The following is a 24,361-nucleotide window of genomic DNA, read 5'->3' as shown; positions in this document are numbered from 1 at the left end:
CACCGAATTCGTGTTCAAGAGCCAATTGTCCCAATCAAATCCGTTTGCTAACGTCGTCCACGCGTCGGGGAGGGCGCCTAAACCAAAAATGCTGGACTATTCGCATAACGCTTGGCTTGTGGCAGCCTCGTTAGCTGTGGCGCTCATGGCGGGGTTTACCGGCCTTTATCTTACACATGGCGCATCGAAGCTGGACGACCAGCGCCGTAAGATCATCGTGGCGCTGGCTGCGGTGGTTCTGGGCGGCGGCATCTGGTCGATGCATTTCGTCGCCATGCTGGGCCTGCAACTTCCGATCCTGTTCTACTATGACGCGCTGATCACACTGATTTCGGCCCTTGTGGCGATCCTGATGGTAGGTTTGGCGCTGCTGTTGCTGCATTTCCGGCCACGTTCGGTGCAGACCATAGTGGGGGCGGGCGTGATCGTGGGCCTTGGCATCGTTGTGATGCACTATATAGGCATGGCCGGGATGGAACTGTGTCGCCCGGTCTACAACGTGTGGGACGTACTGTTGTCAACGCTGGCCTCGGTCGTGCTGTCGGTTGTGGCGATCTGGGTGGCCTACGACAACCGCACGCAGCGTAACATCTTGCTGGGAACGGCCTGTTTCGGATTGGCGGTGTTTACAATGCACTTCGTGGCCACCGGTCTGACCGATTTCACCGTCAGCGACAGCACCGGCGGGGCCGGTCCGGCACTGAACAATCAGGTGCTGGCGATGGGTGTCACCGTGGCGGTGTTCCTGATCTGTGGAGCGTTCCTGTTGACTGGCGTTAGCTTCCTTGAACCTGCTGCTGTTGTGGCGCCTGCTCCACCCAGCCCTGAACCTGCAACCTTGCGGGCAGGCATTCCGTTTGAGCGCGAAGGCCAGACCTTTTTCGCCACCCCGACCGAGATTGCCGCAATCCGGGCCGAAGGGCATTATACCGTTCTCTATATCGGGGCCGAGAAACTGTTCTGTCCCTGGTCCATCACCGAGGCTGAAACCCGCCTGACCCCCGATGGCTTTTTGCGTGCCCATCGCAGCTATCTGGTGAATCCCAAACATGTCTCCAGTTTTGAGCGTCACAAGGACAATGGCACTTGTTATTTCGACGGTGTGGACGCGTTGACCAAGGTGCCGGTCAGCCGGTCACGCCTATCTGACATTCGCGACGCGCTGGGCCTTTGATCGCAACTCGTGCAGCCTATTCGTATTTCGTGAAACAAGCTGCGCGCCCCGTTCTCGTTGACTGGAACGGCTGACGCGGGCGTTCTTTCCTAACGTCAGGTCCCCCAAGGCATATTGCTCGGACCCAGGGAGGAAAAACATGATACCAGCCGGTTTTGAGTATCACCGGCCAGGCGATATCGCCTCGGCCATCGGCATTTTGCAGGAACACGGAGACGAAGCGCGCGTGATCGCGGGCGGGCACAGCCTGATCCCGATGATGAAGCTGCGCATGGCCGAGATGGGCCATCTGGTCGACCTGCAAGCCATCGACGAACTAAGGGGCATTGAGGTCGGCTCCGACACCGTGACCTTGGGTGCGATGGTCACGCAGCACGAGTTGATCACTCATGACGGTCTGGCCGCTGCCATTCCGCTGATCCGCGAGGCGGCTTTGCAGATCGCTGATCCGCAGGTGCGCTATGTGGGCACCGTCGGTGGCAATGTGGCCAATGGTGATCCGGGCAATGACATGCCGGGGTTGATGCAATGCCTGAACGCGACGTTTGATCTGTCCGGCCCCGATGGCAATCGCAGCGTCGCTGCGCGTGAGTTTTACGAGGCAGCGTATTTTACCGCTCGCGAGGACGAGGAAATCCTGACCCGTATCTCGATCCCGGTGCCCAGCGCCGGAGTCGGTCAGGCGTACGAAAAGCAAAAGCGCAAGATTGGCGACTATGCCACGGCGGCGGCTGCTGTGATGGTGGGTAACGGAACGGCCTCGGTCGCAATGACCAATCTGGCCGATACGCCGGTCTGGTCCGAAGGCGCAAGCGCTGCGCTGGCGGACGGTGATGTGAATGGCTGCGTTGCTGCCATGTTGGATGCGATTGATCCGGTTGCCGACAATCGTGGCCCCGTCGAGTTCAAGAAACATGTGGCAGGCGTCATGCTGCGCCGCGCCATCGACCGCGCCCAAAGCCGCGCGGGTTGAGGGGAGGAGAACCCATGTCAAAAATGCACGTCAAACTCACCGTGAACGGCAAAGAGGTCGAAGGTCTGGCCGAGCCGCGCACGTTGCTAATCCACTTCCTGCGGGAAGATCTGAAAATCACCGGCCCCCATATCGGATGCGAAACCAGCCATTGCGGCGCTTGCACTGTTGATATCGATGGCAAGTCCGTCAAGTCCTGCACAACTTTTGTAGCGCAGGTGAACGGTGCCGATATCACAACGGTCGAAGGGCTTACCAACGACGATGGCAGCCTTGGCGTACTGCAGGAGATGTTCCGCGAACATCATGGCCTACAATGCGGTTTCTGCACGCCGGGCATGATCACCCGCGCCCATCGCTTGTTGCAAGAAAACCCGAACCCAACCGAAGAAGACATCCGTTTCGGTATGGCTGGGAACCTCTGCCGCTGCACCGGCTACCAAAACATCGTCAAGGCGATCTCGGCCTCGGCTGACATGCTGAACGCTCAGAAGGAGGCTGCGGAATGAACGACCAGACTCTGACCCCCGAAGAACGCGCCGCCAATCTCAAAGGGATGGGCAGCTCGCGCAAACGCGTCGAGGATGTGCGCTTTACCCAAGGCAAGGGCAACTACGTCGACGACATCAAGCTGGATGGCATGTTGTTCGGCGACTTTGTGCGCTCCCCCTACGCACATGCCCGCGTTGTCAGCGTCAACAAAGAAGCCGCGCTGGCGCTGCCCGGCGTGATCGCTGTTCTGACTGCCGAAGACTTATCGCCGCTGGGCCTGCATTGGATGCCGACACTGGCAGGCGATAAACAGATGGTGCTGGCCGATGGCAAAGTGCTGTTCCAAGGTCAGGAGGTCGCTTTCGTTGTGGCCGAGGATCGCTATATCGCGGCGGATGCTGCAGAACTGGTCGAGGTTGAATACGAGGAACTTCCTGTTCTGACCGACCCGTTCGAGGCGCTGAAATCCGATGTGGTCCTGCGTGAAGACCTTGAGGGTCAGACCGAAGGTGCGCACGGGCCGCGCAAGCATCACAATCACATCTTCACCTGGGAACAGGGCGACAAAGACGCGACCGAGGCTATTCTGGCCGAGGCCGATGTGGTGGCTGAAGAGATGGTCTATTACCACCGTACCCATCCTTGCCCGCTGGAGACCTGCGGCTCGGTGGCCAGCATGGACAAAGTGACCGGCAAGCTGACGCTCTACGGTACGTTCCAAGCCCCGCACGCGATCCGGACGGTTGTGTCGCTGATCTCGGGCATTGCCGAGCACAATATCCGCGTCATCAGTCCCGATATCGGTGGTGGCTTTGGTAACAAGGTTGGGGCCTATGCGGGTTATGTCTGCTCGGTCGTGGCCTCGATTGTCACCGGCAAGCCAGTGAAATGGGTCGAGGACCGGATGGAGAATTTGATGTCCACCGCCTTTGCCCGCGACTACTGGATGCAGGGCAAAATCGCGGCAACGACGGACGGTAAGATCACCGGTCTGTGGTGTCACACGACGGCGGATCACGGCGGCTTTGACGCCTGTGCGGACCCGACCAAATTCCCGGCTGGGTTCATGAACATCTGCACCGGATCCTACGACATCCCGACCGCCTATCTGGCCGTGGATGGGGTCTATACCAACAAGGCTCCCGGCGGGGTAGCCTATCGCTGTTCCTTCCGTGTGACCGAGGCGGCCTATTTCATCGAACGGATGATCGAGGTTCTAGCCATCAAGCTGAACATGGACGCGGCCGAGCTGCGCCGGATCAACTTCATCAAGGCCGACCAGTTCCCCTATCAGTCGGCACTGGGCTGGGAATACGACTCGGGTGATTATCACACCGCTTGGGACAAGGCATTGAAGGCGGTCGACTACGAGGGTCTGCGGGCGGAACAGGCGCAACGGGTCGAGGAGTTCAAAGCCGGTAAGACTCGCAAACTGCTGGGCATTGGCCTGACGCATTTCACAGAAATCGTGGGCGCGGGGCCAGTGAAGAACTGCGATATCCTTGGGCTAGGTATGTTCGACTCGTGCGAAATCCGCATTCACCCGACCGGGTCGGCTATCGCACGGCTGGGCACAATCTCTCAGGGTCAGGGTCATGCCACTACCTTTGCGCAGATCATCGCCAGTGAGATCGGTTTGCCTGCTGATGATATCACGCTGGAGGAAGGCGACACCGACACAGCACCCTATGGTCTGGGGACTTACGGGTCTCGGTCCACTCCTGTGGCCGGTGCTGCAACGGCAATGGCTGCGCGTAAGATCCGCGCCAAGGCGCAGATGATTGCGGCCTATCTGCTGGAGGTCCATGACGACGATGTCGAGTGGGACGTGGATCGGTTCTCGGTCAAGGGCGCGCCTGAGCGGTTCAAGACGATGAAGGAGATCGCCTTCGCCGCCTATAATCAGGCAATCCCCGGTCTGGAGCCCGGTTTGGAGGCGGTCAGCTACTATGATCCGCCGAACATGACCTATCCGTTCGGGGCCTATATCTGCGTCATGGAGATCGACGTGGATACTGGCGAATGGGATGTCCGGAAGTTCTATGCGCTGGATGATTGCGGCACGCGGATCAACCCGATGATCATCGACGGGCAGGTTCATGGTGGCGTGACCGAAGCGTTGGCCATCGCGATGGGTCAAGAGATTGCCTATGACGAGATGGGTAACGTTAAGACTGGCACGCTGATGGATTTCTTCCTGCCGACCGCGTGGGAGACGCCGAACTATATCACCGACTATACGGTGACGCCGTCCCCGCACCATCCGATTGGCGCGAAGGGTGTTGGGGAAAGCCCCAATGTGGGTGGTGTGCCCTGTTTCTCGAACGCGGTGCATGATGCGTTCCGGCCCTTTGGGTTGGTGCAGAGCCATATGCCGCATGACCACTGGCGCATCTGGAAGATTGCCAATGGGTTGGGGATGCACGGGTGAATGGGTTCGGATCGGCTTGGCCGATCCGACCGAACGGAGGGGGCCAGCCCCCCTCCGAACCTCCCCCGAGGTATTTTTTGCCAGATGAAGAATGGATCCTGGTTTTGACTTTGAGTGATGTGCAGAACGGATTGGCCGCGCAAGGCTATGTTGCTGATGATCGGTTGGCGATGGCGCTGCATCTGGCGCAGACTTTGGGGCGGCCCTTGTTGCTGGAAGGTCCGGCCGGGGTGGGTAAGACCGAGGTAGCCAAGGCTGTGGCAGCGTCGCGTGAGGCGCGTTTGATACGCTTGCAGTGCTATGAAGGGCTGGATGCCAGCCATGCGATTTATGAGTGGAATTATCAGCGGCAACTGCTTGCGATCCGGGCGTCGGAGGCGCAGGGAGGGGTTGGCGAGGCGCAGTTGTTTTCCGATGCGTATTTGCTGAAACGGCCTTTGTTAGAGGCTATTTCTCAGGATATTCCTCCGGTTTTGTTGATTGATGAGATTGATCGGGCGGATGAGGCATTCGAAGCTTATTTGCTGGAAATACTGTCCGACTTTCAGATCACCATCCCCGAGCTTGGGACGGTCAAAGCGACGACTCGGCCCATTGTGATCCTGACCGCCAATGGGACGCGTGATTTGTCGGATGCCTTACGTCGGCGGTGTCTTTACAGTTTCCTTGATTACCCTTCGAAAGAGGTTGAAATGGCGATCCTTCGGGCGCGGATGCCCGAGGTTGAAGGCGTGCTGGCGCGGCAGATCATTGGGGTCGTACAGGCGTTGCGCAAAGAAGATTTGGAAAAGACGCCGGGCATTGCAGAGATGTTGGACTGGGCTGCAGCTCTGTCAGGTTTGGGCGTTAACGACATGGCGCAATCGCGCGATGCCGTGCAGGCGACGCTTGTATGTTTGTTGAAGACGGCTGCGGACTATGACGCGGCTCCGCCCGAGCTGATGGACCGGCTGATCGGCAAGGTGGCGTGATGCAGGTCACGCGGTTTCCTTCTCGGGCCGATGGCCTTGCCGACCGAATGTCCGGGTTCATCGCGCATTTGCGGTCGAACGGGCTGCGGGTTGGTCCGGGTGAGACCGCGGATGCGTTGTCTGCATTGTCTCAGATCACGGCGACGGATGCGGATCAGGCCCGCCGGGCGCTATGTGTGTTGCTGGCGAGCGACGCCGAGGATTGGCGACGTTTTGATGATCTGTTCGATGCCTATTGGTTCAACGTTGGAAAGCAGCGCGAAGGGGTCGCACAAACGAGCCACGTGAGGGTGCAATCTGCCAAACCCATGATTTGGCAGGATGCCGCACATTCCGACGAACAGGGTGCGGAAAGCGCAGAGCAAGAGGGTTCTGCCGATCAGGGCGAAGGCGATGCCGAGGGGACTGATGGCAAGTTGATTGCGACACGCACAGTCAACCTGTCACGCAGGGACCTGCGCGAGTTGATGGATGACGAGGCTCTAAGGCAGGCTGAAAAGGCGGCCTTGATGTTGGCACGTGCCATTCGTGATCGGCGGTCGCGTCGCAGAAAGCAAGCGTTGCGGGGCGCTACGTTGGATATGCGGAGGATACAACGGGCAAGTCTTGCACGAGGGGGTGAGCCGATTGATTTGTATCGCCGCGCCAAGCCGCCGCGTCCGATGCGGATCGTAGCGCTGTGCGATGTCAGCGGGTCGATGACTGTTTATTCGCGGGTGTTTCTGGCCTTTCTCAAAGGTTTGATCGGTAGCGGGACTGAAGCAGATGCTTATCTGTTTCACACGCGCCTGATGCGGGTGACGGACGCCCTGCGTGATCACGACTCGATCCGTGCGGCTGGGCGGTTGTCCTTGATGGCCGAGGGGTTCGGCGGCGGCACCGACATTTCGGGTAGCTTGGAAAGCTTTCTGAACGGCTATGGCGCGCGTGCTTTGAACGGGCGGACCATCGTTCTGATCCTGTCGGACGGCTATTGCAGTTCGGATCCGCAGGCGCTGAGCGCAGTTCTGGCGCGCATCCGGCGCAAGTCACGGCGCATCGTCTGGTTGAACCCGTTGAAGGGATGGAAAGACTACCGACCCATCGCAGCGGCGATGCAGGCGGCCGGACCCCATTTGGACGCGCATTTGCCTGCCAACACGCTCGAGGCGCTGGCAGCTCTTGAGCCGCAGTTTCGCAAGTTGTGAAAGGAGTCTGATATGGCAAATTTCGACATATTCGACACGATCGAAACCCTGCGCCGAACCGGTGAGCCTTTCTGCGTCGCCACGGTGCTGCGCACAGCGGATGCAACCTCGGCCAAGGCCGGGGGAAAGGCGGCGATTGCGCGCGACGGGCGGATATTGGGTCATCTGGGCGGTGCCTGTGTGCAGCGCGCGGTGCGCAGTTCAGCGATACAAGCGCTGGCCAGCGGTGCGCCGCAGATGATCCGCGTGAAACCCTCGGATAAGGTGGTCGACATGACGGACCCGGATGGCGTGCAAACCTTCAAAAGCGGCTGCCCCTCGGGCGGGACGGTGGATTTGCTGGTTGAACCGTATCAGCACGCGCCAAGATTGGTGATCTTTGGCACCTCGTTAATTGCCAAGGCGCTGGGCGAACACGGGACGCTCGCCGGGTTTCGGGTGACGAGCAGCACGCCCGAGACGGTCGAAGACTTGGGTATCGAGGCGCGCGACTTTGTTGTCGTGGCCTCGCAAGGTCAAGGAGACGGCGCAGCCCTTGGGGCCGCGCTGAACACGCAAGCCGCGCGGGTGTCGATGGTGGCCAGCCGCCGCAAAACCGAAACACTCGCGGAAAAGCTGATTGGTCAGGGTCTGGATCCAGCCCGCGCGGCGCGTCTGAAATCCCCTGCCGGGCTGGACATTCATGCCATTGATCCGCACGAAATCGCCCTGTCAATCCTGGCCGAGATCGTGATGTGGCGAAACACGGACAAATCGACGGAGGTTTCTCAGGATGAAAAACTTGCTTAAGCGCCTGTGGCCCGAGCGCCCGAAACAAACACCGGAACAGGCGACGGAAACCGCCCTTCTGGTTTTTCCGAAATGCTGTTGAACAGAGGAAACGTGAATGGAACTGAGTGACGAAATCCGCATCGCAGCCCCGCGCGACGTGGTTTACAAAGCACTGAATACGCCCGAGATATTGCAGGAGTGCATTCCGGGTTGTGAAGAATTGATCCAGAACTCGCCGGAGGATCTTGAGGCCAAAGTGGTCCTGAAAATTGGTCCGGTCAAAGCGAAATTTGCCGGGCAGGTCACACTAGACAATTCCAACGCTCCCAGTGGATTTTCTTTGACCGGAGAAGGCAAGGGCGGAGCGGCTGGTTTCGCCAAAGGTGGCGCCGAGGTCACGTTGACCGAGGACGGGGCTGAGACAATTCTGGCCTACACCGCGAAGGTCGATGTCGGCGGCAAGATCGCCCAACTTGGCAGCCGTCTGATTGCAGGAACGGCCAAAAAGCTGTCGGGCAAGTTCTTCACCCGATTTGGCGAAATCGTAGCGGAACAAGCGGTGTCCTGATCAAAAAAGGTCAAGAACCGGCACAAACTGCCGGTTCTTGCGCATTTGAGTTGACGACAGGCGTGATGAGGGCGATCACCTTGCTGGCAGAGAGTTTCTCTGTTTCAGGAGAGGTGTGATGTCCGTCGACGCGCAAGTTAGGCAGCTTGAACAATGGGTTGCGATTAAACCAGATGATGGTGCCAGTGTCCGGCGGCTTGTGAATCTGTTGGAAACACCCCGAGGATGCACGACAGCTTTTGGCGCATTCGGAACGGCCCAAAGCCGGATAAATGAATCTTTGGGGTTTGATTGGCGATTGGGCATGTTGGACCGCAGAGTATACGGCGATGCCTACCGCCAGTGGATGAGTATTCTGGAAACCTTGGGCATTACTCAGGTTGTTCCTGTGGCCCAGATGTTCTCTGGTCGGGTCTTGACCATCAATGGTCAGCATACGCATTGCGACGTGCGTTTGAAATTCTTCAAAGAAACCAAAGTTATCCCGAGCTTGTGCCATGATTGTTTCAAAGTTCAGATTTTGCCCGAGAATCTGGATGATCTTTTTCTGGCCTATTTTATGCTACTCAACCTCGACCTGCCGAACGACAACGCACGAAAATGCATGATAGAGCTGAGGAGTGGCATAAAGTATCCCTACAAGGGTTATATTTATTGTCAGAGCCTTGCCGAAGCTAAAAGCTGTCTTGCTGCTTTTGACGACTTGAAAACCAAGCATGCGATCTGTGGTCTGCCCGCAAAAATCTCGCACGGGTGCTCCGAATTCGGACAGGAATACCCTGATTTCAAATACGAAGATTCGGATGAGCAGAAGCCGTTTAAGACTCCGCAAGGCTGGGCTGCAGATGAAAAGAATTATTTCCGGGATCTGAAACTTGCGAAACCTGGGCGGCAGACAAACAACAAGTCAATAATCAGTCTGCGCGATGTTTTTGTGTTCCGAACATGGGTCAGATACGCTCAGCTTATAGGGGACGAAACAAGTGCAAGATTTGGTGTCGACTCTGGTCCAAGTTTATTTCCCGCGTTCGACCAGCGTGTCAGGCGACAGTCAAAAACCAGAAACGCCGAAATGAACGAGCTGGAATGCAGATCCTGAACAAAAAGACCAGGCGTCTCCGTCATACGCATGCGGGAATACCAATTCTCAACTATGTGGAGGATACGGTGCCCAAGATAAGAAACACAAACACTGCATAGTCAATTGGTTAGGTCATGTGGGCAGTGTCAAGACGGACGTCTTGAAAGAAAACTCCGCTACGGGTGTTGTCACAACGGCGTCAAAAGTGCCCATGAAGCCCTTAGACTTAAATCACTGGTTTTCAAAACAGGTGCATTCGCCACTTGGCCAACTCTGAGGGGATCTTCGAAGGTTGATCACTTAGGGCAAGCATTCAACTTGAAAGCCCACTGCTCGTCTCAAGTAGGAAACCGCTTCATTCTAGTTCGTGCGCTCGGCTTTGTAACAGGCAGTTCGCACAGTCCGACTATTGCCGGAAAGATCAGGTTCTAGTGTGAATTTACCAACCATTTTGCCAGAGGCTGTCAGACATTCGTTCAATTGGCTCAGAACGGTTTCGACTTCATCCCCATCCTTACGGATCAATGTCTGGACCGAGCCATTTACCAGCGCGCGGTCCTTGTTGGTAGTGTTTCAGGAGACCCCGAGGAACCCGCCTCTAAAGCAATAGATGGCGTTCTTGTTGAACGAAAAAGAGGACCGAATTGTCATACGCCATGTTCTACAACCGCACAGCTAGGACAAGTAAACTGAGAACAATTAATACGTTATCGGGGGATTTGGTGCCCAGGAGAGGCACATAACTTTTATATCACACTACATCATGTAGTATCATAAACAGGTACGATCATATGTAATATTTTAATATTATTATATTTTTCATTGCAGGCAGTCTCAACTCGTGTCACCGTACCGCAATATGTATTGGGGGACGAATTGGGGGACGGATTTTGCCAAGCAACCTACACAAGCTTTCAACGGTCGGATTGAAGTCGCTTCCTCCTGGTAAGCACGAAGATGGAGGCGGACTACGGTTCGTGCGGCGTCAGGATGGTACGACAGCTTGGGTATTTCGCTTCACGATCCATGGCAGACGCAGGGAAATGGGTCTTGGCCCCTACCCCGATGTTTCCCTGAAGGCTGCGCGAGAAATGGCGACCGAGTACAGGCAGCAGGCCAAGCGCGGTATCGATCCTATAGCCAAGCGCGAAGCAGAGAAGCGGGAAGCCATCCGTAATCTGCACATGGTTCGGGATGTGGCACAGGATTGCTTTGAGGCCCGCAAGGCAGAACTTAAAGGTGATGGAACTGCGGGACGCTGGTTCTCGCCGTTGGAAATCCACATCTTGCCCAAGCTTGGAAAGATGCCCATCGCTGAGGTGGATCAGATCTCTGTGCGAGACACGCTGGCGCCGATCTGGCATGAAAAGGCCGAGACGGCTCGCAAAGCTGCGAACCGCCTGAGTCTCGTTTTGAAGCATGCAGCCGCTTTGGGTCTGAATGTGGATTTACAGGCGGTGGACAAGGCCCGCGCTCTTCTCGGCAAACAACGGCATGAAGCGAAGAGCATCCCAGCGTTACAGTGGCAAGAGGTGCCCGCCTTCTATGCATCGCTTGGTCAAAATGCCACTGAACTCGCGCTTCGCTTGCTGATTCTTACCGGAGTGCGATCTGCCCCGGTCCGCTACGCGACGCCGGATCAAATTGATCTGGACACCCGTATCTGGACGATACCCGCCGAGTTTGTGAAGAGTCGCAAAGGTGCGACGGGAGATTTTCGAGTACCACTGACCGACGAGGCTGTGATGGTCGTAGAGGATGCTTTGCGTCACGGTGGTGAAGTGTTGTTTCCGGGGCAGCGAGGAAAACCGATCAGCGACATGACGATGAGCAAACTGATGCGTGACCGGAGCATGACTGCCCGCCCTCACGGGTTCAGATCCAGTTTGCGAACGTGGGCCGAGGAAACCGGCCAGCCTTACGAAGTCGCCGAAACAACGCTTGGGCATGTTGTCGGCAACGCGGTGGAACGCGCGTATCAGCGATCCGATCTCATCGAAAAGCGCCGTGCTCTATTGGCCGCTTGGGCCGATTATGTCACGGGAAAAGGTGGGGCAGATGTTATTCCGCTGAATGGAGTAAAGAGATGAACGACAACGTGTTTCTTGCCGCCGTTGAAACCGTGGAAGACTGTGAAGTTGTAGTTGCGCTTTGCGAGGCCGGCTCTGTCGAACTTGAACGCGAATACTACACAACTGAACTCGGTCGAATTTCACTGTCGCAATATCGCTATGCAAAGCAGAAAGTAATGGCGTCTGAAATAGCTGGCGATGCCCCGGTTGCCAAGAAACCAGGCCGCTTGCCCGATCACGACTACGGTGTACTCATTGACCTTGTCGAAGATCTGGCAAAAAGTAACGCTGAGTCTCGCAGGGTGGAATTGGCAAGTTTATACAAGCAAAAGACTGGTCGGAGCATTTCCGATGAAAATAAACGTCTGAAAAAAATAGAAAAATGGGCAAGGATTGCGGGGTCGAAATAGCCTTACAAACCGCCCCCTTCGACCCTGAGACAAAACAGACAGAAGCGGTTTTAGTCACCCCATGACTTCGAAATTCATGGAGTAAAATATGATCGACCGCCTGTTAACTGACCGCGAAGTTGCCGAGCGCCTTGGTGTGTCCAAGGCTACAATTTGGCGACATGCCAAGGCCGGATTGCTACCGAAACCCGTCAAGCTTGGATATTCCGCCCGCTGGCCGGAAAGCGATATTCAGACTGCAGTGGAAAGCTTGAAAGCCGAACGAACTTGAACAACCCGAAAACCGAAAACCCTAAACGCGAGCTCAGCAGTCCGCGAACGGAGGAGGCATGCCTGATCAGAACTTGCGAATTCTAGAAACCGAATGGCGTCAGGAACATACGCCGACCCAAGACAATCAAATGCATCCAATCGAAAAGGAGAACTACGATGCTATTTCCTAACAGCGGCACAGGCCGCCCATACATTCGCCTCGACGCAAGAACGGCGACATTCAAAGCCTCGCGCGTCGATAGTGATGCGGTTGAAGTCATTTTGATCGGCAAAATCGTAGATCTGGATCTGGCCAACGCAGAACAGGGTTGGCTCAAAGTGGATCAGCATGGCGCGGATTTCGTGCCCTTGACGAAACAAGATGATTGGAATGGCACACCAAGCCCATCGCCTGAATACTCGCCCGCTGTATCGCTGGATCTCAGGAGTGAAGCCTGGGATGAGCCCCCTGTCCGCGAACTGCGTGGCGGTTCGCGAGCCATTACCTCTTTCATCGCATCGGTCGCAAAAGAGGCCGGTGATATTCCAAACGGTAAGGCTGTTCGAGTTCGTATTGTTGCGGTCGAAACCGTGAAATTTGGGCGAGGCACATCGACCGAAATCAGGTTTGAAATTGCGCCGAAGAGCAAATGGCCTGACCTTTCAACATTTACGTCTGATGTCGGTTCATCGGGATCTGATCCTGAGTCTGGAGATGATGGCACCGAAGATCCGGATGCCTGGGCCTGAAGTCACCGCAGGCAAGCATAAACGCTCGGGTTCTGATTTGTGCCGCAAATCAAACCCGGGCCGCCTGCATCGTCTTGCCACGACCTTCCTGCGAAACAGCAATAAGCGAGCACAAATATGAGTGATACGTTGATCGATTTCACTGACGGCGAACGCGAAGACCTGCGGGTGGCCGCGGGTCGCATGGCGTTGTTCTGGAAGCGAGAAGGACTTGCTGACGCGGTTCGCCAGATTGGGCCAGACCTCGGGTATGAAGGATTACGCGTCGCGTTAGGCGCGTATTTTGAGCTGCGGCAACAGAGAGTGGACCGGGACCGCCGGAACGAGTTTCTGGATGACGAAATCCCGTTTTAGTCCAATTGATCGAGCAGCATTTTGGGCGACGGCGTCTAATGAGCTGCTTCGTGTCACGGCAACTGAAGCCTTCGGTGAACCCAACATGTCCCTTTCGACCCAAGGCGAACTCAGGTTTGGCCAACGGGGGTCTAAGTCTGTCGTTCTGCACGGTGAAAAACGCGGGTCCTTCTACGATCATGAGGCGCAAGACGGAGGCTACCTTCGCATTCCCGATGCGGATTTTGATCAGCTTGCAGCCCAGGGCGACGGAACATTCAGATTGGGCAACAGCAAAATGGAAAAACCGAACCGCGAAAAGGCCCGGCAGCTTTGGTCAAAGGCTCTTCCGATCAAAGATACGCTTGCCCAGAAGTATCTCGAAGCACGCGGCATCCTGAGACACCTTCCAGAAAATGCAGCCCGCTTTCATCCGAATGCTGCCGATGGTCGTCCCTGCTGCGTTTTTCCGGTGTTGGATTCAATGGGTGAAATCTGTGGCGTCCAACGTGTTCCGCTTTCAACTGAAGGTGTGCGTGTCGATGATCGGAAGTCCCTGGGACCAATTGGCGAAGGTTGGTTCAAAGTCTCGGATGCCCAACCGGCTCATACGCTGGTTGCGGAGGGCGCAGAAGACGCTCTGGCAATCTGGCGGGCGATGAAGGAGGACATTTCCACACCTGACGTCCGGGTGGTCGCAATGCTTGGCCAGCGATGGTCGCGCGCTGCGAAGGATTTTCCCGGCGCGATCTTCTGCGCTGACGCGGATAGTGTCGCAGCGGCCAGCGATGCCGCGGCGTCCTGCGGCGGGCGTGTTTTTGATCCATCGCCGCACAAAGACGCAAACGAAATTCTAATAGAAGATGGCCCAACGCAACTCTGGGATCGTTTAAGGCGCGCTCAACGCGCAGTCGCAGGCAGCGAAACGCCAGAGCGCGTAGCGACAGATGGCTTCTGGTTGGGAGAAGTTGAACCCATACTTCAAAACGCTGATGCGATCCGGGGTTGGTTGCCGAAACGTGGAATCGCAACGCTGTTTGGACCGCCGGGTTCCGGAAAAACATGGTTGGCGTTGGACATGGCAGCACATCTTGCTGCAAACCAGCCATGGTATTCTCACCGCACGCAAGGCGGGCCGGTTGTCTATGTCGCGTTCGAAGGTGTGGGCGGGGTGCGCAACCGCCTAGTGCCTCTTTTGAGAAAGGTTGGACCCGCTCCGATGTACGTTCTCAATGGTGGCCTTGATCTTTGCGATGAGGACGCTGTTTCTATTTTGATAAAGCAAATCCGAACGCTCGGTCGGGAAGCTGGCCAAGCCGTACAATCTATCTTCATAGACACATTGGCTCGTGCAATCGGCGGGCGTGACGAAAACTCGCCAGAGGGCATGGGGGCGGCTCTGAAGGGCGCTAGCACGATCGAGAACGCAATCGAAGGACTTGTTTTGCTTGTTCATCATACTGGCAAGGACACGTCGCGTGGAGCACGCGGGCATTCTTCTCTCAAAGGCGCCGTCGATGCAGAAATCTCAATCACACGTGATGGCGATATAATCACGGCAGTAGCAGAGAAAGTGCGGGATGGAGAAGACGGGGCTAAATTCTCTTACCAACTCCAGCAGGTGGCGCTGGGTCTCGACAGCGACGGGGAGCATGTCACGTCATGCTATATCGAGCCGATGCCCAACTCACCGCATGAAACTGCTGACGCGGCGGTACAACTGCCCGACAAACAGCAAAACCTCATTGAGGCTCTTTCGCTCTACATCGATGAGCATGGCAGCTGGAATCCCGGAGGCGAAGAATGGCCCGAACCGGAAATGCACCGGATTGTTAACCAGGAGGAACTCATTGCGTACGCTTCGAAGTTGGGCATCTCCAAAGCATCGCGCGATCGCGACCAAAAACGAGAAATTACCCGGATGATAGATGCACTGCAGACTGCGGGTCGCGTAGGAACAAACAGAGATTGGATTTGGCTTGTTTAAACGTGAGCGAGATACGCGAGAAACGCGCGAGATCTCTATAGATAAACTCGTATCTCGCGCGTTGCTTGAACCATTGCAACAGGGGCGAGAGCGCGAGCCCGGGCAAAGCCCTCGGGCTCGCGCTCTCGCTGTCATAAGTTGTGCGAAATGGCGGGCGAACGGCGGGTTTAAGCAGAGAAACGGACGTTCGCAAAATGGCTTCAATCAACGCTCTGAGCCCTTCTCTACCGAAGCTACGCTTCGTATGGATTTTTGCTATGCGCAGTTAGGTGAAATTGGAATGCTCAGCAGCAGGCGCAAAGCAGTCCTCAGTTGCTATTTGCCTTACGGCACTGCAACAGCCCGAAAATGGGCCGTTCTAAGGCAGCCACCTTGAGTAGGAGTCGCGGTTCCGTCCTTCCTAGGAAGTTTGCCGCCAATGAGTTGAGACTACATCCCAGAAAGCCCAGCATTAGTATTCAATAGAAACTGGCGGAAAATTGGGCTGCTCGCCGCACCAATGCCTCGGGCGTTTTCCCCGACCGCTGCGGCTTCTACAACTGGAGGAATTAAACCGCGTTTGTCTTGGTTGATTAGGTATCGGCGAACACGTGAGACCAACTCTTCCCGCACTTCAGGTGGGAATGCACCGTCGATGAAAATCGCCTCAAAGTCGATGACCGCGCAAATTGACAGTGCGGCCTTGGCCAATTCCTGAGCCGTCGTGCCGATCCATGGTTCGACATAGCGAGAGATGCTATTCCAATCCTGAGGCTTCTTCCAGAGAATTTCAGGATCGACACCTGCTTCGATCAATCTGTCCTCGAGCAGGAACAGCGAAGCTGTGTCGATCAGTTGCTGGCTTTCACCCAATGGGCCCGTAGTCCGCATAGCGCCTAGCGCACCGGCATTGCCTTGGTTGCCCTCGAATACGGTGCCGTTCAATGCGACGCCACCGCCGATCATCGAGCCGATGAAAAAATAGAAGTAATCACGATACTCAGCCCCGCGGCCATAAAGGTGCTCCGCGTGACAGGCTGCCGTTGCGTCGTTAACCACAAAAACCGGCAAGTCGCTGAACTTGGCGACCTCGGAGAAGAAATTCACGTTTTTCCATGACCTGAATTTCTTGGCGGCGAGCCCGGACAGATCATGCCATTTCCAAAGCTCGAACGGGGTGCCGATCCCGATACCGCATACTCGGTCGCGAAGAAGTTGAGGTTCGCGAGAGAGAAGTGTTTGCAGGCCAGACTCCAGAAACCCAAAAATGACCTCTGGCAACGGATAATCGTATGTCGTGGAAAGTTGGTGGCGCGGGTTGCCCATAAAGTCGATCAAAAGCAGATCGGCGCTGCGCCGCCCGATCTTCATCCCAACTGAAAGGATGCCTTCCGGGTTGAGCTCCATAGGGACTGAGGGCTTACCTACTTTTCCGCGCAAAGGGTTTCCGCGTTTGAGAATCTCGTCCTTTTCCAGCTTGCGAAGAATAATTGAGACAGTCTGAGGGGACAGGCCCGTTAGTCGCGCGACTTCGGCACCCGCAGCAGGGCCATGCCTTTGTAAAACCGTCAAAATCAAACGTTCGTTGTGATCGCGAACCCCGCTTTGACTTACCCCGCCAGTCAGTGTTTTTAGCGCTTCTCTTTCCATAAGCCTGAACATAAACCCCTTGTTTTCTTATGAAAAGATGCCGAAGCAAATTAATAAATAAACTTTATTTATTTATTGACATGAAGGCTAGAATCGCGGTTTGCTTGAACGCAACCTGCATTGGAGGATGGAGGTGGGTCTCGCTGTCATGCCACGCGGGACAAAAACAACTTTCTGGGAGGACAACATGAGAAATCTACTCAAGCTTGCTGCATCAGCGACTGTACTCACACTCGCTGCTGCATCTGTTCAAGCGGCCGGGGAGACGGTTTGCCTGATCACGAAGACTGACACCAATCCATTCTTTGTAAAGATGAAAGAAGGCGCCACAGCCAAAGCTGAAGAGCTTGGCATGACTCTAAAGGCCTTCGCGGGCAAGATCGACGGCGACCACGAAACTCAGGTTCAGGCCATTGAAACGTGCATCCTTGATGGAGCAAAGGGAATTTTGCTGACGGCGTCTGACACCAGCTCGATTGTCCCTGCGGTTCAGCAGGCGCGGGACGCTGGCCTGCTGGTAATTGCTTTGGACACACCGCTGAGCCCGATTGACTCTGCCGACGCAACATTTGCCACGGATAACTACAAGGCAGGCCTGTTAATTGGCCAATGGGCAAAGGCAAAAATGGGTGACGCGGCAGCGGACGCCAAAATCGCGACGCTGGACTTGAACGTTAGTCAGCCAACAGTGGATGTTCTGCGTAATCAGGGCTTCCTTGACGGTTTCGGAGTGGACCTAGCGGATCCAAATGTTATCGGCGATGAGACCGATGCCCGACTGGTTGGCAGTGACGTGACCGACGGCAACGAAGAAGGCGGGCGCCGCGCCATGGAGAACCTTCTGGCAAAAGACTCGACGATCAATGTGGTTCACACAATCAACGAGCCGGCAGCAGCAGGTGCGTATGAAGCCTTGAAGTCAATTGGGCGCGAAAACGATGTGCTGATCGTCTCGGTCGATGGCGGCTGCCCCGGCGTGCAAAATGTACAGGCCGGTGTAATCGGGGCGACAAGCCAGCAATACCCACTGTTGATGGCTTCGCTTGGTGTTGAGGCTGTAAAGAAATGGGCCGAAGAGGGCGTTAAGCCTGAAAATACACCGGGCAAAGACTTCTACGATACCGGTGTAGCGCTCATCACGGACCAGCCTGTTGATGGCGTGGAATCAATTTCAGTCGCCGAAGGTTTGGAACTCTGCTGGGGCTAAAGCAGACTTAATTGATGAGGCGCGCACACGCGCCCCATCATTCCTTTCACCAGCAAACCGAAACTTCCTGTACACTGATCTCGTGGGCGCAATGCTAGTCGCGAAAAGGGGAGAATATGTCTGAAGCAAACCAAGGCGCTCAGGGATTTGAAACCGCCGCAAATAAAACGGAAACGGTGGCGGAATTTGAAGATCATCGGCGCGGCGTGCTAGGGAAGTTACAGCACCTTCTCCACGTGAACCCGTCCTTTGTCCCGCTTATCGTGCTGGTCGGTGCAATCGTGATTTTCGGCCTGGCTCTGGGTTCAAAATTCTTTTCACCCTTTGCAATGACATTGATCCTCCAGCAGGTTCAGATTGTAGGTATCGTTGCCGCAGCGCAAAGCTTGGTCATTCTCACCGCTGGCATCGACCTAAGCGTCGGCGCGATCATGGTGTTTTCATCAGTCATTATGGGGCAATTCACGTTCCGGTACGGCATTCCAGTACCAATTGCTGTTGTGTGCGGGCTTGCAGTAGGAACCATGATCGGTGCGCTCAACGGTTGGCTTGTAAGCCGCGTTAAATTGCCCCCGTTCATTGTCACGCTGGGAATGTGGCAGATCGTTCTCGCAACCAACTTCCTGTACTCCGCAAACGAGACAATCCGCAGCCAGGATATCGAAGCGAACGCACCTTTCCTTCAGTTTTTTGGAACCAAATTCAGCATCGGTGGAGCGACCTTTACTGTTGGCGTCATCTTCATGCTCGCCCTTATCTTCGTATTGGCCTACGCGCTAAAACACACAGCTTGGGGAAGGCATGTCTATGCCGTGGGTGATGATCCTGAGGCCGCCGAACTATCAGGTGTCAACGTCCATCGAACGCTTATGTCCGTCTATATGTTGTCTGGCCTGATCTGTGCCTTCGCGGGCTGGGCTCTGATTGGGCGCATCGGATCAGTCTCGCCAACGTCCGGCCAATTGGCCAACATTGAAAGTATCACTGCTGTTGTGATCGGAGGCATCTCTCTGTTCGGCGGGCGAGGCTCCATTCTGGGGTCACTGTTCGGTGCTTTGATCGTTGGCGTATTCACACTTGGGCTGAGGTTGCTCGGCGCGGACGCGCAATGGACCTTTCTACTCATCGGTCTTCTCATCATCGCAGCGGTCGCAGTTGACCAGTGGATTAGAAAGGTATCGGGTTAATGTCAGACGCAACTCCAGTCGTCCAAGGGCGTGGTATCGTGAAGCGCTATGGCCACGTTACCGCTATTGACCATTCCGACTTTGAACTGCTGAATGGAGAAATCCTTGCAGTTATCGGGGACAACGGCGCTGGCAAATCGTCTATCGTTAAGGCGATATGCGGTGCCACAATCCCAGATGAGGGTGAGATTCTGATCGAAGGAAAGAAGGTAAACTTTACCTCTCCAATAGACGCCCGCAATATGGGTATCGAAATCGTTTATCAGCAGCTTGCCATGTCTCCTGCCCTTTCAATTGCGGACAACATGTTCATGGGGCGCGAGATACGCAAACAGGGTTTTATGGGCAAGTACATGCGTCAGCTAGACCGGCCAGCTATGGAGAAGTTTGCTCGTGAAAAGCTGACTGAGCTTGGGCTGATGACCGTACAGTCGATTAATCAGGCGGTTGAAACACTGTCTGGTGGCCAGCGCCAAGGCGTTGCCGTTGCGCGCGCAGCCGCCTTTGCGACCAAGTTCATCATCATGGACGAACCCACAGCAGCTTTGGGCGTGAAAGAGAGCCGCAAGGTGCTTGAACTCATACAAGACGTACGCGCACGTGGCATTCCTATCATCCTGATCAGCCACAACATGCCACATGTCTTCGAAGTAGCTGACCGAATCCATGTGCACCGGCTTGGCAAAAGGCTCTGCACAATTGATCCCAAGGATTACACGATGTCCGATGCCGTAGCCTTTATGACAGGCGCCAAAGAACCACCAAAAGAAGACGCTGCGTGATCGAGCAAGATGCAGCGCGCGTGTGCGACCTGATCTCCTCTCGGAGGCAGGTTGGGGTTCGGACGATTGTCGCAATCGCAGGACCTCCTGCGTCCGGAAAGTCGACCTTGGCAGAGACCGTTGTGCAATCGCTGAACGCACAACAGAGCTCGGCGTTTCCATTAGCCACGCTGGTGCCTATGGATGGCTACCATTTGGACAATCGTATACTTGAAGCGCGAGGTTTGTTGGCGAGAAAAGGCGCACCAGAAACCTTCGACGCAATTGGTTTTTGCAATGCAATCAAAGGGTTGAAATCCTCGCAACTTGAGTCCTTTCACCCCATATTTGACCGCCAAATGGATTTAGCCATTGCCAACGCGATTACGGTTCACCCTGACACTCCGACTGTTGTTGTTGAGGGGAATTACCTTCTTATAGATCGCGACCCGTGGAGAACGCTGGCGGACGTCTATGCCGCAACGGTTTTTGTCAGCCCAACTATGGAAGAACTCGAAAACAGGCTTCAGCATCGCTGGATCAAATATGGTTTTGACACGAATACAGCGTTGCAACGCGTTAAAGCCAATGACCTGCCCAATGCTGAACATGTCATTTTTGAGAGCCGGAAAGCCGATCTTACCTTGAAACAGAATTACACTGAACTCGGGATGCGCTAGTTTCAGCCGGCCATTGGTGCAGCGCCTCTGAGCGATTGTCCGCTTTAGTCTGGCTGACGACTTTGGGTTAGACGATGGGAGCAGCGGTTTGTCCGCAAAGCGGTCATTCAGTGAAATTCGCCAAATGACTGTTTTGCGGACTTAGCTGCCATCAGTATTTGCCCGAAGCCAATTTTTTGAAGTTGCAACACTTGCTCAAGGCGAACATCTGTGCTGCCTACAATGCACGAATGAATTTTTTCAAGATTTCTTGGATTCGCTGGAGCAACACCTCAAACTTATTTGGTGCAGGCTACCAGAACAACTCGGTCCGCCTCGCATTTGTTTCTCTTGGTGCAATCGCCTTCAGAATTTCTACCGCTCTCATAGACATATATTGGTGGATTTGTTGACCAACCCTCCGGCGTTGCTACACTCCACCGCTGTGGCTGCCGCACCGTTGGTTGCTGAAACTGCCACAGCAAGGAAGACAGTTCCTGCAGATAGTTTTGCCATATATTCAGGAACTAAAAGAAACGTCAGAGTACGCGCGCAAGGAATGCCTTGGTGCGCGCTTCTTGCGGTGAGGCGAAGAGCTCCACGGGTGGCCCCTGCTCCAAGATTCGGCCTGCATCAAGAAAACACACCTTATCTGCCAGTTCCCGGGCAAAGCCCATCTCATGCGTGGCAAGCACCATCGTCATACCCTGCTGCCGCAGATCACGTAATACGTCGAGAACCTCGCCCACCAGTTCAGGATCAAGTGCGCTTGTGATCTCGTCAAAGAGCATGATCTGAGGGTCCATTGCCAGCGCTCGGATGATCGCCACGCGTTGCTGTTGCCCACCTGACAGTTGGTCGGGATAATGCTCCATCCGGTCGCTAAGCCCAAAGCGTGAGAAAAGCTGTGCTACCCTGGGGCGCAAATCCTCTCGGCTCAGGCCTCGCACGCGGCGCGGGGCGAGCATGACGTTCTCTGCCGCAGTCATGTGGGGAAAGAGGTTGTAGCTTTGGAAGACAATGCCGATCTCTTGGCGCACTGGCTGTGGGTCTAAGCCCGGCTCGGATATGTCCCTCCCATCCAGCCAGATCGTCCCATCATCGATAGGTTCCAACAGATTCATGCAGCGCAAAAGGGTGGACTTGCCCGAGCCCGAAGCGCCGATCAGACACACCATCTCGCCCTCGGCCACATCGAGATCAATGCCCTTGCAAACTTCGTGATCATCGAAACGCTTGCGGATACCCCGTAACGACAACTTCGGCTTCATCTGCGTGCCCGGTTCTGCTTGTTCATCAAGTAATCCGCATATCGCGTCGCGGGAACGGTCAGCGCCAGGAAGATGAGTGCCGCACCTACATAAGGCGTAAAGTTCGCGTAAAGTGACTTGTAGACTCCGGCCTGACGGAAAATCTCTACCGGACCGATGAAAGACAAAAGTGCCACATCCTTCTGCAAGGCGATGAACAAGTTCATATTGGCGGGCACCACGTTTCGAATGGCTTGCGGCAACACAACAAATCGCATTGTGTCTTGATTGCTCAGACCCAATGAGACGGCGGCGGAACGCTGCGACTGGTGGATCGAATCGATGCCAGAGCGAATAACCTCAGCGACATAGGCTGAGTAGACCAATACCAGCGCCAAGGTCCCCCAGATATAGGGGCTGTTCCAAGGCCTTGGCAGGCCCAGCCCGGGCACCCCGAACCCGATGATGTAGATGACAAGAACCACCGGCAGGCCACGAAAGATGTCTGTGTAGGCAATCCCAAACAGGCGAAGTGGAAAAAGCGCAGGTGCACGGGTGTCCCTGCAGAGTGCGATAGCGAGGCCGGTGACTGCGATGAGCGGGGCCGACCACGCAAAAATCATCACGTTCAACAGAAATGCATCAAGCAGCCCAGGAAACGTCGCTACAAAGACACGGCCATTGAAGAAGGCACGCTGCACAGCATCCCAACCGGGTGAGAGCGGAAGTAGAACGACAATGGCCAGCACCACGCTAATGGTAGAGATCAGCGCGATGCGGTTTGAGCGTCGACGCACTCCGGCTTCATAGACCTCGCGGCGCGTTGGCGCTGCGGCAGACCGCCTGGCCGGTCTGTTCTGCACCGATGTTTCGTCCATTTATTTAATGACCGGAACACCTGTGGCCTCTGCCAGCCACTGGGTCTCGATCGCGGCAAGTTCACCGCTTTCGGTCAGTTCCGAGATAGCAGCGTCGACACACTCCTTAAGCGGGTTGGCTTCTTCCATCAGAAGGCCGAATTGGTCGGGGCTATCTGATTGCTCCGGCGGGAATTGGCCCAGCAGCACACCGCCTTCTACAACCACTGCCGACAGATAGAGTGCAGTGGGTAAATCATAAAGAGCAGCGTCGATCTGACCGGCCATGATTGCAGCATTCACGTCGGCATTGTCGTTATAAAGTAACGGGTCACTTGCTGGCTGAATCACATCGTTGAGAATTGGAAGCGCAGTGGTGGTGGCCACGGCCCCCCAATTCAATCCCTTGAGACTATCCAGCGTTGCCTCGGCCCCAGCATCGACCACATTTTGGGTTGTCAACACCGCCATGGCAGAGCTGTAGTATGGCAGACTGAAATCAACCATTTCCTCCCGTTCGGGGGTAATAGAGTACTGCTGGATGTTAAAGTCAAAGTTCTTTGCACCAGGTTGTATCGCTTCATCAAAGCTCGTGCGTACCCAAGTGACATTGTCCGAACTGAATCCCATTTTGTCAGCGATGGCATAGGCTACCGCAGCTTCGAACCCCTCGCCGTTTTCGGGCGCGTCGTCCATTACCCACGGATAGTAGGCTGGGTTGCCTGTGGCGATGGTCAGAGTTCCTTCTACAAGGGTCTTGTCCGCCGCGCAGGCCCCATGGCCCGCGGCGTGTGCCATCGTCGCAGAGACAATCAAGGCCAGAGCTGTGCTGGAAAGCAGTTTCATCAAAGCGTCTCCCTGTTTTCTGATTGGCGACAGGTTCCTACGGGTGAAGAGATTTGTCTAGTGTGAGGACAAGTTGGATAGCCATCCAAAAAGCCATGACCGCTCATCGACGCCAAAGTAACAGAGATCTCCCGACTGCTTTGCGGGCAGAACGAATGCCGCTTCTTTCCTAATATGCGTTAGCCAGCTATAATCCTAGCATGTCAAAGCAGGACAAACTTAAGCGTAACCGTATGAAACGGTACGAAGATTTAGCATCGCGTCGAAACTACGTTGAACCGATGCAATACTTGTTTGGGCAGCTGAAAGGCGCGGTTGATAAGGGCAATCATGACAAGGCTATCAAGATTGCGATGTTTCTCATTCCATTTGGGCATGCCAAAGCTTTGCCGCGGAAACAGGATGGTGATGAGGTGGGTACCGACCGCCTTATAGTCAACTTCACGTTGGACTGAATAAATCCGAGACATCCGATGCATTAGATTCTTTAGTTTCGAGCGGCTCATCCATCAC

At 55.3% G+C, this 24,361-nt stretch carries 23 protein-coding genes and 2 pseudogenes; 20 read left to right on the top strand and 5 right to left on the bottom strand.

Annotated elements, in window-relative coordinates; all coding sequences use genetic code 11:
* The first annotated feature begins 88 nt into the window (after positions 1-88).
* The 15 genes and pseudogenes from AC2TAD_RS15985 to AC2TAD_RS15915 all read left to right on the top strand — a co-directional run.
* The gene (locus tag AC2TAD_RS15985) at positions 89-1,174 is read left to right on the top strand and encodes an MHYT domain-containing protein (protein ID WP_170355564.1); all 1,086 of its coding nucleotides are present in this window, start codon (positions 89-91) and stop codon (positions 1,172-1,174) included.
* Between the two features lie 139 nt (positions 1,175-1,313).
* Positions 1,314-2,147, top strand: coding sequence for an FAD binding domain-containing protein (locus tag AC2TAD_RS15980; RefSeq protein ID WP_480868842.1), 834 nt, complete (start codon positions 1,314-1,316; stop codon positions 2,145-2,147).
* A 14-nt stretch (positions 2,148-2,161) separates the two neighbouring features.
* Positions 2,162-2,656 (top strand): (2Fe-2S)-binding protein, encoded by a 495-nt coding sequence (locus tag AC2TAD_RS15975; RefSeq protein WP_170473684.1) that lies wholly within the window; start codon positions 2,162-2,164, stop codon positions 2,654-2,656.
* Complete coding sequence (locus AC2TAD_RS15970) at positions 2,653-5,070, top strand: aerobic carbon-monoxide dehydrogenase large subunit (RefSeq protein ID WP_480868840.1); 2,418 nt, start codon at positions 2,653-2,655, stop codon at positions 5,068-5,070. The genes AC2TAD_RS15975 and AC2TAD_RS15970 overlap by 4 nt, the downstream gene beginning before the upstream one ends.
* A gap of 104 nt (positions 5,071-5,174) precedes the next feature.
* Positions 5,175-6,041 (top strand): AAA family ATPase, encoded by an 867-nt coding sequence (locus AC2TAD_RS15965; protein WP_480868839.1) that lies wholly within the window; start codon positions 5,175-5,177, stop codon positions 6,039-6,041.
* Complete coding sequence (locus AC2TAD_RS15960) at positions 6,041-7,228, top strand: vWA domain-containing protein (protein ID WP_480868837.1); 1,188 nt, start codon at positions 6,041-6,043, stop codon at positions 7,226-7,228. Before AC2TAD_RS15965 ends, AC2TAD_RS15960 begins: the two co-directional genes overlap by 1 nt.
* 12 nt (positions 7,229-7,240) lie before the next feature.
* Positions 7,241-8,017 carry an XdhC family protein gene (locus AC2TAD_RS15955; RefSeq protein ID WP_480868835.1) on the top strand — a complete coding sequence of 259 codons (777 nt, stop codon included), beginning with the start codon at positions 7,241-7,243 and terminating at the stop codon, positions 8,015-8,017.
* A 97-nt stretch (positions 8,018-8,114) separates the two neighbouring features.
* Positions 8,115-8,567 carry an SRPBCC family protein gene (locus AC2TAD_RS15950; protein ID WP_170755563.1) on the top strand — a complete coding sequence of 151 codons (453 nt, stop codon included), beginning with the start codon at positions 8,115-8,117 and terminating at the stop codon, positions 8,565-8,567.
* A gap of 118 nt (positions 8,568-8,685) precedes the next feature.
* The gene (locus AC2TAD_RS15945; protein WP_480868833.1) at positions 8,686-9,666 is read left to right on the top strand and encodes a hypothetical protein; all 981 of its coding nucleotides are present in this window, start codon (positions 8,686-8,688) and stop codon (positions 9,664-9,666) included.
* Between the two features lie 872 nt (positions 9,667-10,538).
* On the top strand, positions 10,539-11,738 hold the full coding sequence (locus AC2TAD_RS15940) for a tyrosine-type recombinase/integrase (protein WP_480868832.1): 1,200 nt from the start codon (positions 10,539-10,541) through the stop codon (positions 11,736-11,738).
* Entirely contained in the window at positions 11,735-12,130 is a 396-nt protein-coding gene (locus tag AC2TAD_RS15935; RefSeq protein WP_480868831.1) for a hypothetical protein, read from the top strand. Before AC2TAD_RS15940 ends, AC2TAD_RS15935 begins: the two co-directional genes overlap by 4 nt.
* An 88-nt stretch (positions 12,131-12,218) precedes the next feature.
* Positions 12,219-12,401 carry a helix-turn-helix domain-containing protein gene (locus AC2TAD_RS15930; protein WP_170704290.1) on the top strand — a complete coding sequence of 61 codons (183 nt, stop codon included), beginning with the start codon at positions 12,219-12,221 and terminating at the stop codon, positions 12,399-12,401.
* A gap of 158 nt (positions 12,402-12,559) precedes the next feature.
* The gene (locus AC2TAD_RS15925; RefSeq protein WP_480868828.1) at positions 12,560-13,132 is read left to right on the top strand and encodes a hypothetical protein; all 573 of its coding nucleotides are present in this window, start codon (positions 12,560-12,562) and stop codon (positions 13,130-13,132) included.
* A gap of 117 nt (positions 13,133-13,249) precedes the next feature.
* On the top strand, positions 13,250-13,486 hold the full coding sequence (locus AC2TAD_RS15920; protein ID WP_480868827.1) for a hypothetical protein: 237 nt from the start codon (positions 13,250-13,252) through the stop codon (positions 13,484-13,486).
* Positions 13,467-14,927 (top strand): annotated as a pseudogene (locus AC2TAD_RS15915) (AAA family ATPase); the annotation flags it as partial. The gene AC2TAD_RS15920 and the pseudogene AC2TAD_RS15915, both read left to right, overlap by 20 nt.
* A gap of 954 nt (positions 14,928-15,881) precedes the next feature.
* Here the strand turns inward: AC2TAD_RS15915 and AC2TAD_RS15910 are convergent.
* Positions 15,882-16,802 carry an ROK family protein gene (locus AC2TAD_RS15910; RefSeq protein ID WP_480869036.1) on the bottom strand — a complete coding sequence of 307 codons (921 nt, stop codon included), beginning with the start codon at positions 16,800-16,802 and terminating at the stop codon, positions 15,882-15,884.
* Between the two features lie 93 nt (positions 16,803-16,895).
* Positions 16,896-17,081: pseudogene (locus AC2TAD_RS15905) on the bottom strand (winged helix-turn-helix domain-containing protein); the annotation flags it as partial.
* 187 nt (positions 17,082-17,268) lie between these two features.
* On the opposite strand from AC2TAD_RS15905, the gene AC2TAD_RS15900 reads away from it, so the two are divergent.
* From AC2TAD_RS15900 to AC2TAD_RS15885, 4 genes are all read left to right on the top strand, one after another.
* Positions 17,269-18,288 (top strand): sugar ABC transporter substrate-binding protein, encoded by a 1,020-nt coding sequence (locus tag AC2TAD_RS15900; RefSeq protein ID WP_170413026.1) that lies wholly within the window; start codon positions 17,269-17,271, stop codon positions 18,286-18,288.
* Between the two features lie 116 nt (positions 18,289-18,404).
* Positions 18,405-19,475 (top strand): ABC transporter permease, encoded by a 1,071-nt coding sequence (locus AC2TAD_RS15895; RefSeq protein WP_170486666.1) that lies wholly within the window; start codon positions 18,405-18,407, stop codon positions 19,473-19,475.
* Entirely contained in the window at positions 19,475-20,257 is a 783-nt protein-coding gene (locus tag AC2TAD_RS15890) for an ATP-binding cassette domain-containing protein (RefSeq protein ID WP_480868825.1), read from the top strand. The genes AC2TAD_RS15895 and AC2TAD_RS15890 overlap by 1 nt, the downstream gene beginning before the upstream one ends.
* The gene (locus AC2TAD_RS15885) at positions 20,254-20,916 is read left to right on the top strand and encodes a nucleoside/nucleotide kinase family protein (protein ID WP_480868823.1); all 663 of its coding nucleotides are present in this window, start codon (positions 20,254-20,256) and stop codon (positions 20,914-20,916) included. Before AC2TAD_RS15890 ends, AC2TAD_RS15885 begins: the two co-directional genes overlap by 4 nt.
* A 518-nt stretch (positions 20,917-21,434) precedes the next feature.
* On the opposite strand, the gene AC2TAD_RS15880 is transcribed toward AC2TAD_RS15885, so the two are convergent.
* Genes AC2TAD_RS15880 through AC2TAD_RS15870 form a run of 3 tightly spaced genes read right to left on the bottom strand, consistent with a single transcriptional unit; the run spans position 21,435 to position 23,848 of the window.
* The gene (locus AC2TAD_RS15880; protein WP_480868821.1) at positions 21,435-22,166 is read right to left on the bottom strand and encodes an amino acid ABC transporter ATP-binding protein; all 732 of its coding nucleotides are present in this window, start codon (positions 22,164-22,166) and stop codon (positions 21,435-21,437) included.
* Positions 22,163-23,023 carry an amino acid ABC transporter permease gene (locus AC2TAD_RS15875; RefSeq protein ID WP_480868820.1) on the bottom strand — a complete coding sequence of 287 codons (861 nt, stop codon included), beginning with the start codon at positions 23,021-23,023 and terminating at the stop codon, positions 22,163-22,165. The genes AC2TAD_RS15880 and AC2TAD_RS15875 overlap by 4 nt, the downstream gene beginning before the upstream one ends.
* Positions 23,024-23,848, bottom strand: a complete 825-nt coding sequence (locus AC2TAD_RS15870; protein WP_480868819.1) for an ABC transporter substrate-binding protein — start codon at positions 23,846-23,848, stop codon at positions 23,024-23,026.
* Between the two features lie 200 nt (positions 23,849-24,048).
* Here AC2TAD_RS15870 and AC2TAD_RS15865 point away from each other — a divergent pair, with 200 nt between their 5' ends.
* Entirely contained in the window at positions 24,049-24,303 is a 255-nt protein-coding gene (locus AC2TAD_RS15865; protein ID WP_170412921.1) for a hypothetical protein, read from the top strand.
* Positions 24,304-24,361 lie beyond the last annotated feature (58 nt).

Source organism: Ruegeria sp. HKCCD7628 (genome assembly GCF_057221005.1).
Note: the sequence above shows the minus strand (reverse complement) of the source record. Positions and strands in the feature narration are given on the sequence as shown.

Bases quoted from the DNA above. Each gene is read 5' to 3' on its own strand.
- AC2TAD_RS15980 (WP_480868842.1), top strand. From the start codon at position 1,314: ATGATACCAGCCGGTTTTGAGTATCACCGGCCAGGCGATATCGCCTCG.
- AC2TAD_RS15900 (WP_170413026.1), top strand. From the start codon at position 17,269: ATGAGAAATCTACTCAAGCTTGCTGCATCAGCGACTGTACTCACACTC.
- AC2TAD_RS15935 (WP_480868831.1), top strand. From the start codon at position 11,735: ATGAACGACAACGTGTTTCTTGCCGCCGTTGAAACCGTGGAAGACTGT.
- AC2TAD_RS15910 (WP_480869036.1), bottom strand. From the start codon at position 16,802: ATGAAGATCGGGCGGCGCAGCGCCGATCTGCTTTTGATCGACTTTATG.
- AC2TAD_RS15970 (WP_480868840.1), top strand. From the start codon at position 2,653: ATGAACGACCAGACTCTGACCCCCGAAGAACGCGCCGCCAATCTCAAA.
- AC2TAD_RS15945 (WP_480868833.1), top strand. From the start codon at position 8,686: ATGTCCGTCGACGCGCAAGTTAGGCAGCTTGAACAATGGGTTGCGATT.
- AC2TAD_RS15890 (WP_480868825.1), top strand. From the start codon at position 19,475: ATGTCAGACGCAACTCCAGTCGTCCAAGGGCGTGGTATCGTGAAGCGC.
- AC2TAD_RS15985 (WP_170355564.1), top strand. From the start codon at position 89: ATGCTGGACTATTCGCATAACGCTTGGCTTGTGGCAGCCTCGTTAGCT.
- AC2TAD_RS15930 (WP_170704290.1), top strand. From the start codon at position 12,219: ATGATCGACCGCCTGTTAACTGACCGCGAAGTTGCCGAGCGCCTTGGT.
- AC2TAD_RS15865 (WP_170412921.1), top strand. From the start codon at position 24,049: ATGTCAAAGCAGGACAAACTTAAGCGTAACCGTATGAAACGGTACGAA.
- AC2TAD_RS15925 (WP_480868828.1), top strand. From the start codon at position 12,560: ATGCTATTTCCTAACAGCGGCACAGGCCGCCCATACATTCGCCTCGAC.
- AC2TAD_RS15955 (WP_480868835.1), top strand. From the start codon at position 7,241: ATGGCAAATTTCGACATATTCGACACGATCGAAACCCTGCGCCGAACC.
- AC2TAD_RS15870 (WP_480868819.1), bottom strand. From the start codon at position 23,848: ATGAAACTGCTTTCCAGCACAGCTCTGGCCTTGATTGTCTCTGCGACG.
- AC2TAD_RS15960 (WP_480868837.1), top strand. From the start codon at position 6,041: ATGCAGGTCACGCGGTTTCCTTCTCGGGCCGATGGCCTTGCCGACCGA.
- AC2TAD_RS15880 (WP_480868821.1), bottom strand. From the start codon at position 22,166: ATGAAGCCGAAGTTGTCGTTACGGGGTATCCGCAAGCGTTTCGATGAT.
- AC2TAD_RS15950 (WP_170755563.1), top strand. From the start codon at position 8,115: ATGGAACTGAGTGACGAAATCCGCATCGCAGCCCCGCGCGACGTGGTT.
- AC2TAD_RS15895 (WP_170486666.1), top strand. From the start codon at position 18,405: ATGTCTGAAGCAAACCAAGGCGCTCAGGGATTTGAAACCGCCGCAAAT.
- AC2TAD_RS15920 (WP_480868827.1), top strand. From the start codon at position 13,250: ATGAGTGATACGTTGATCGATTTCACTGACGGCGAACGCGAAGACCTG.
- AC2TAD_RS15875 (WP_480868820.1), bottom strand. From the start codon at position 23,023: ATGGACGAAACATCGGTGCAGAACAGACCGGCCAGGCGGTCTGCCGCA.
- AC2TAD_RS15975 (WP_170473684.1), top strand. From the start codon at position 2,162: ATGTCAAAAATGCACGTCAAACTCACCGTGAACGGCAAAGAGGTCGAA.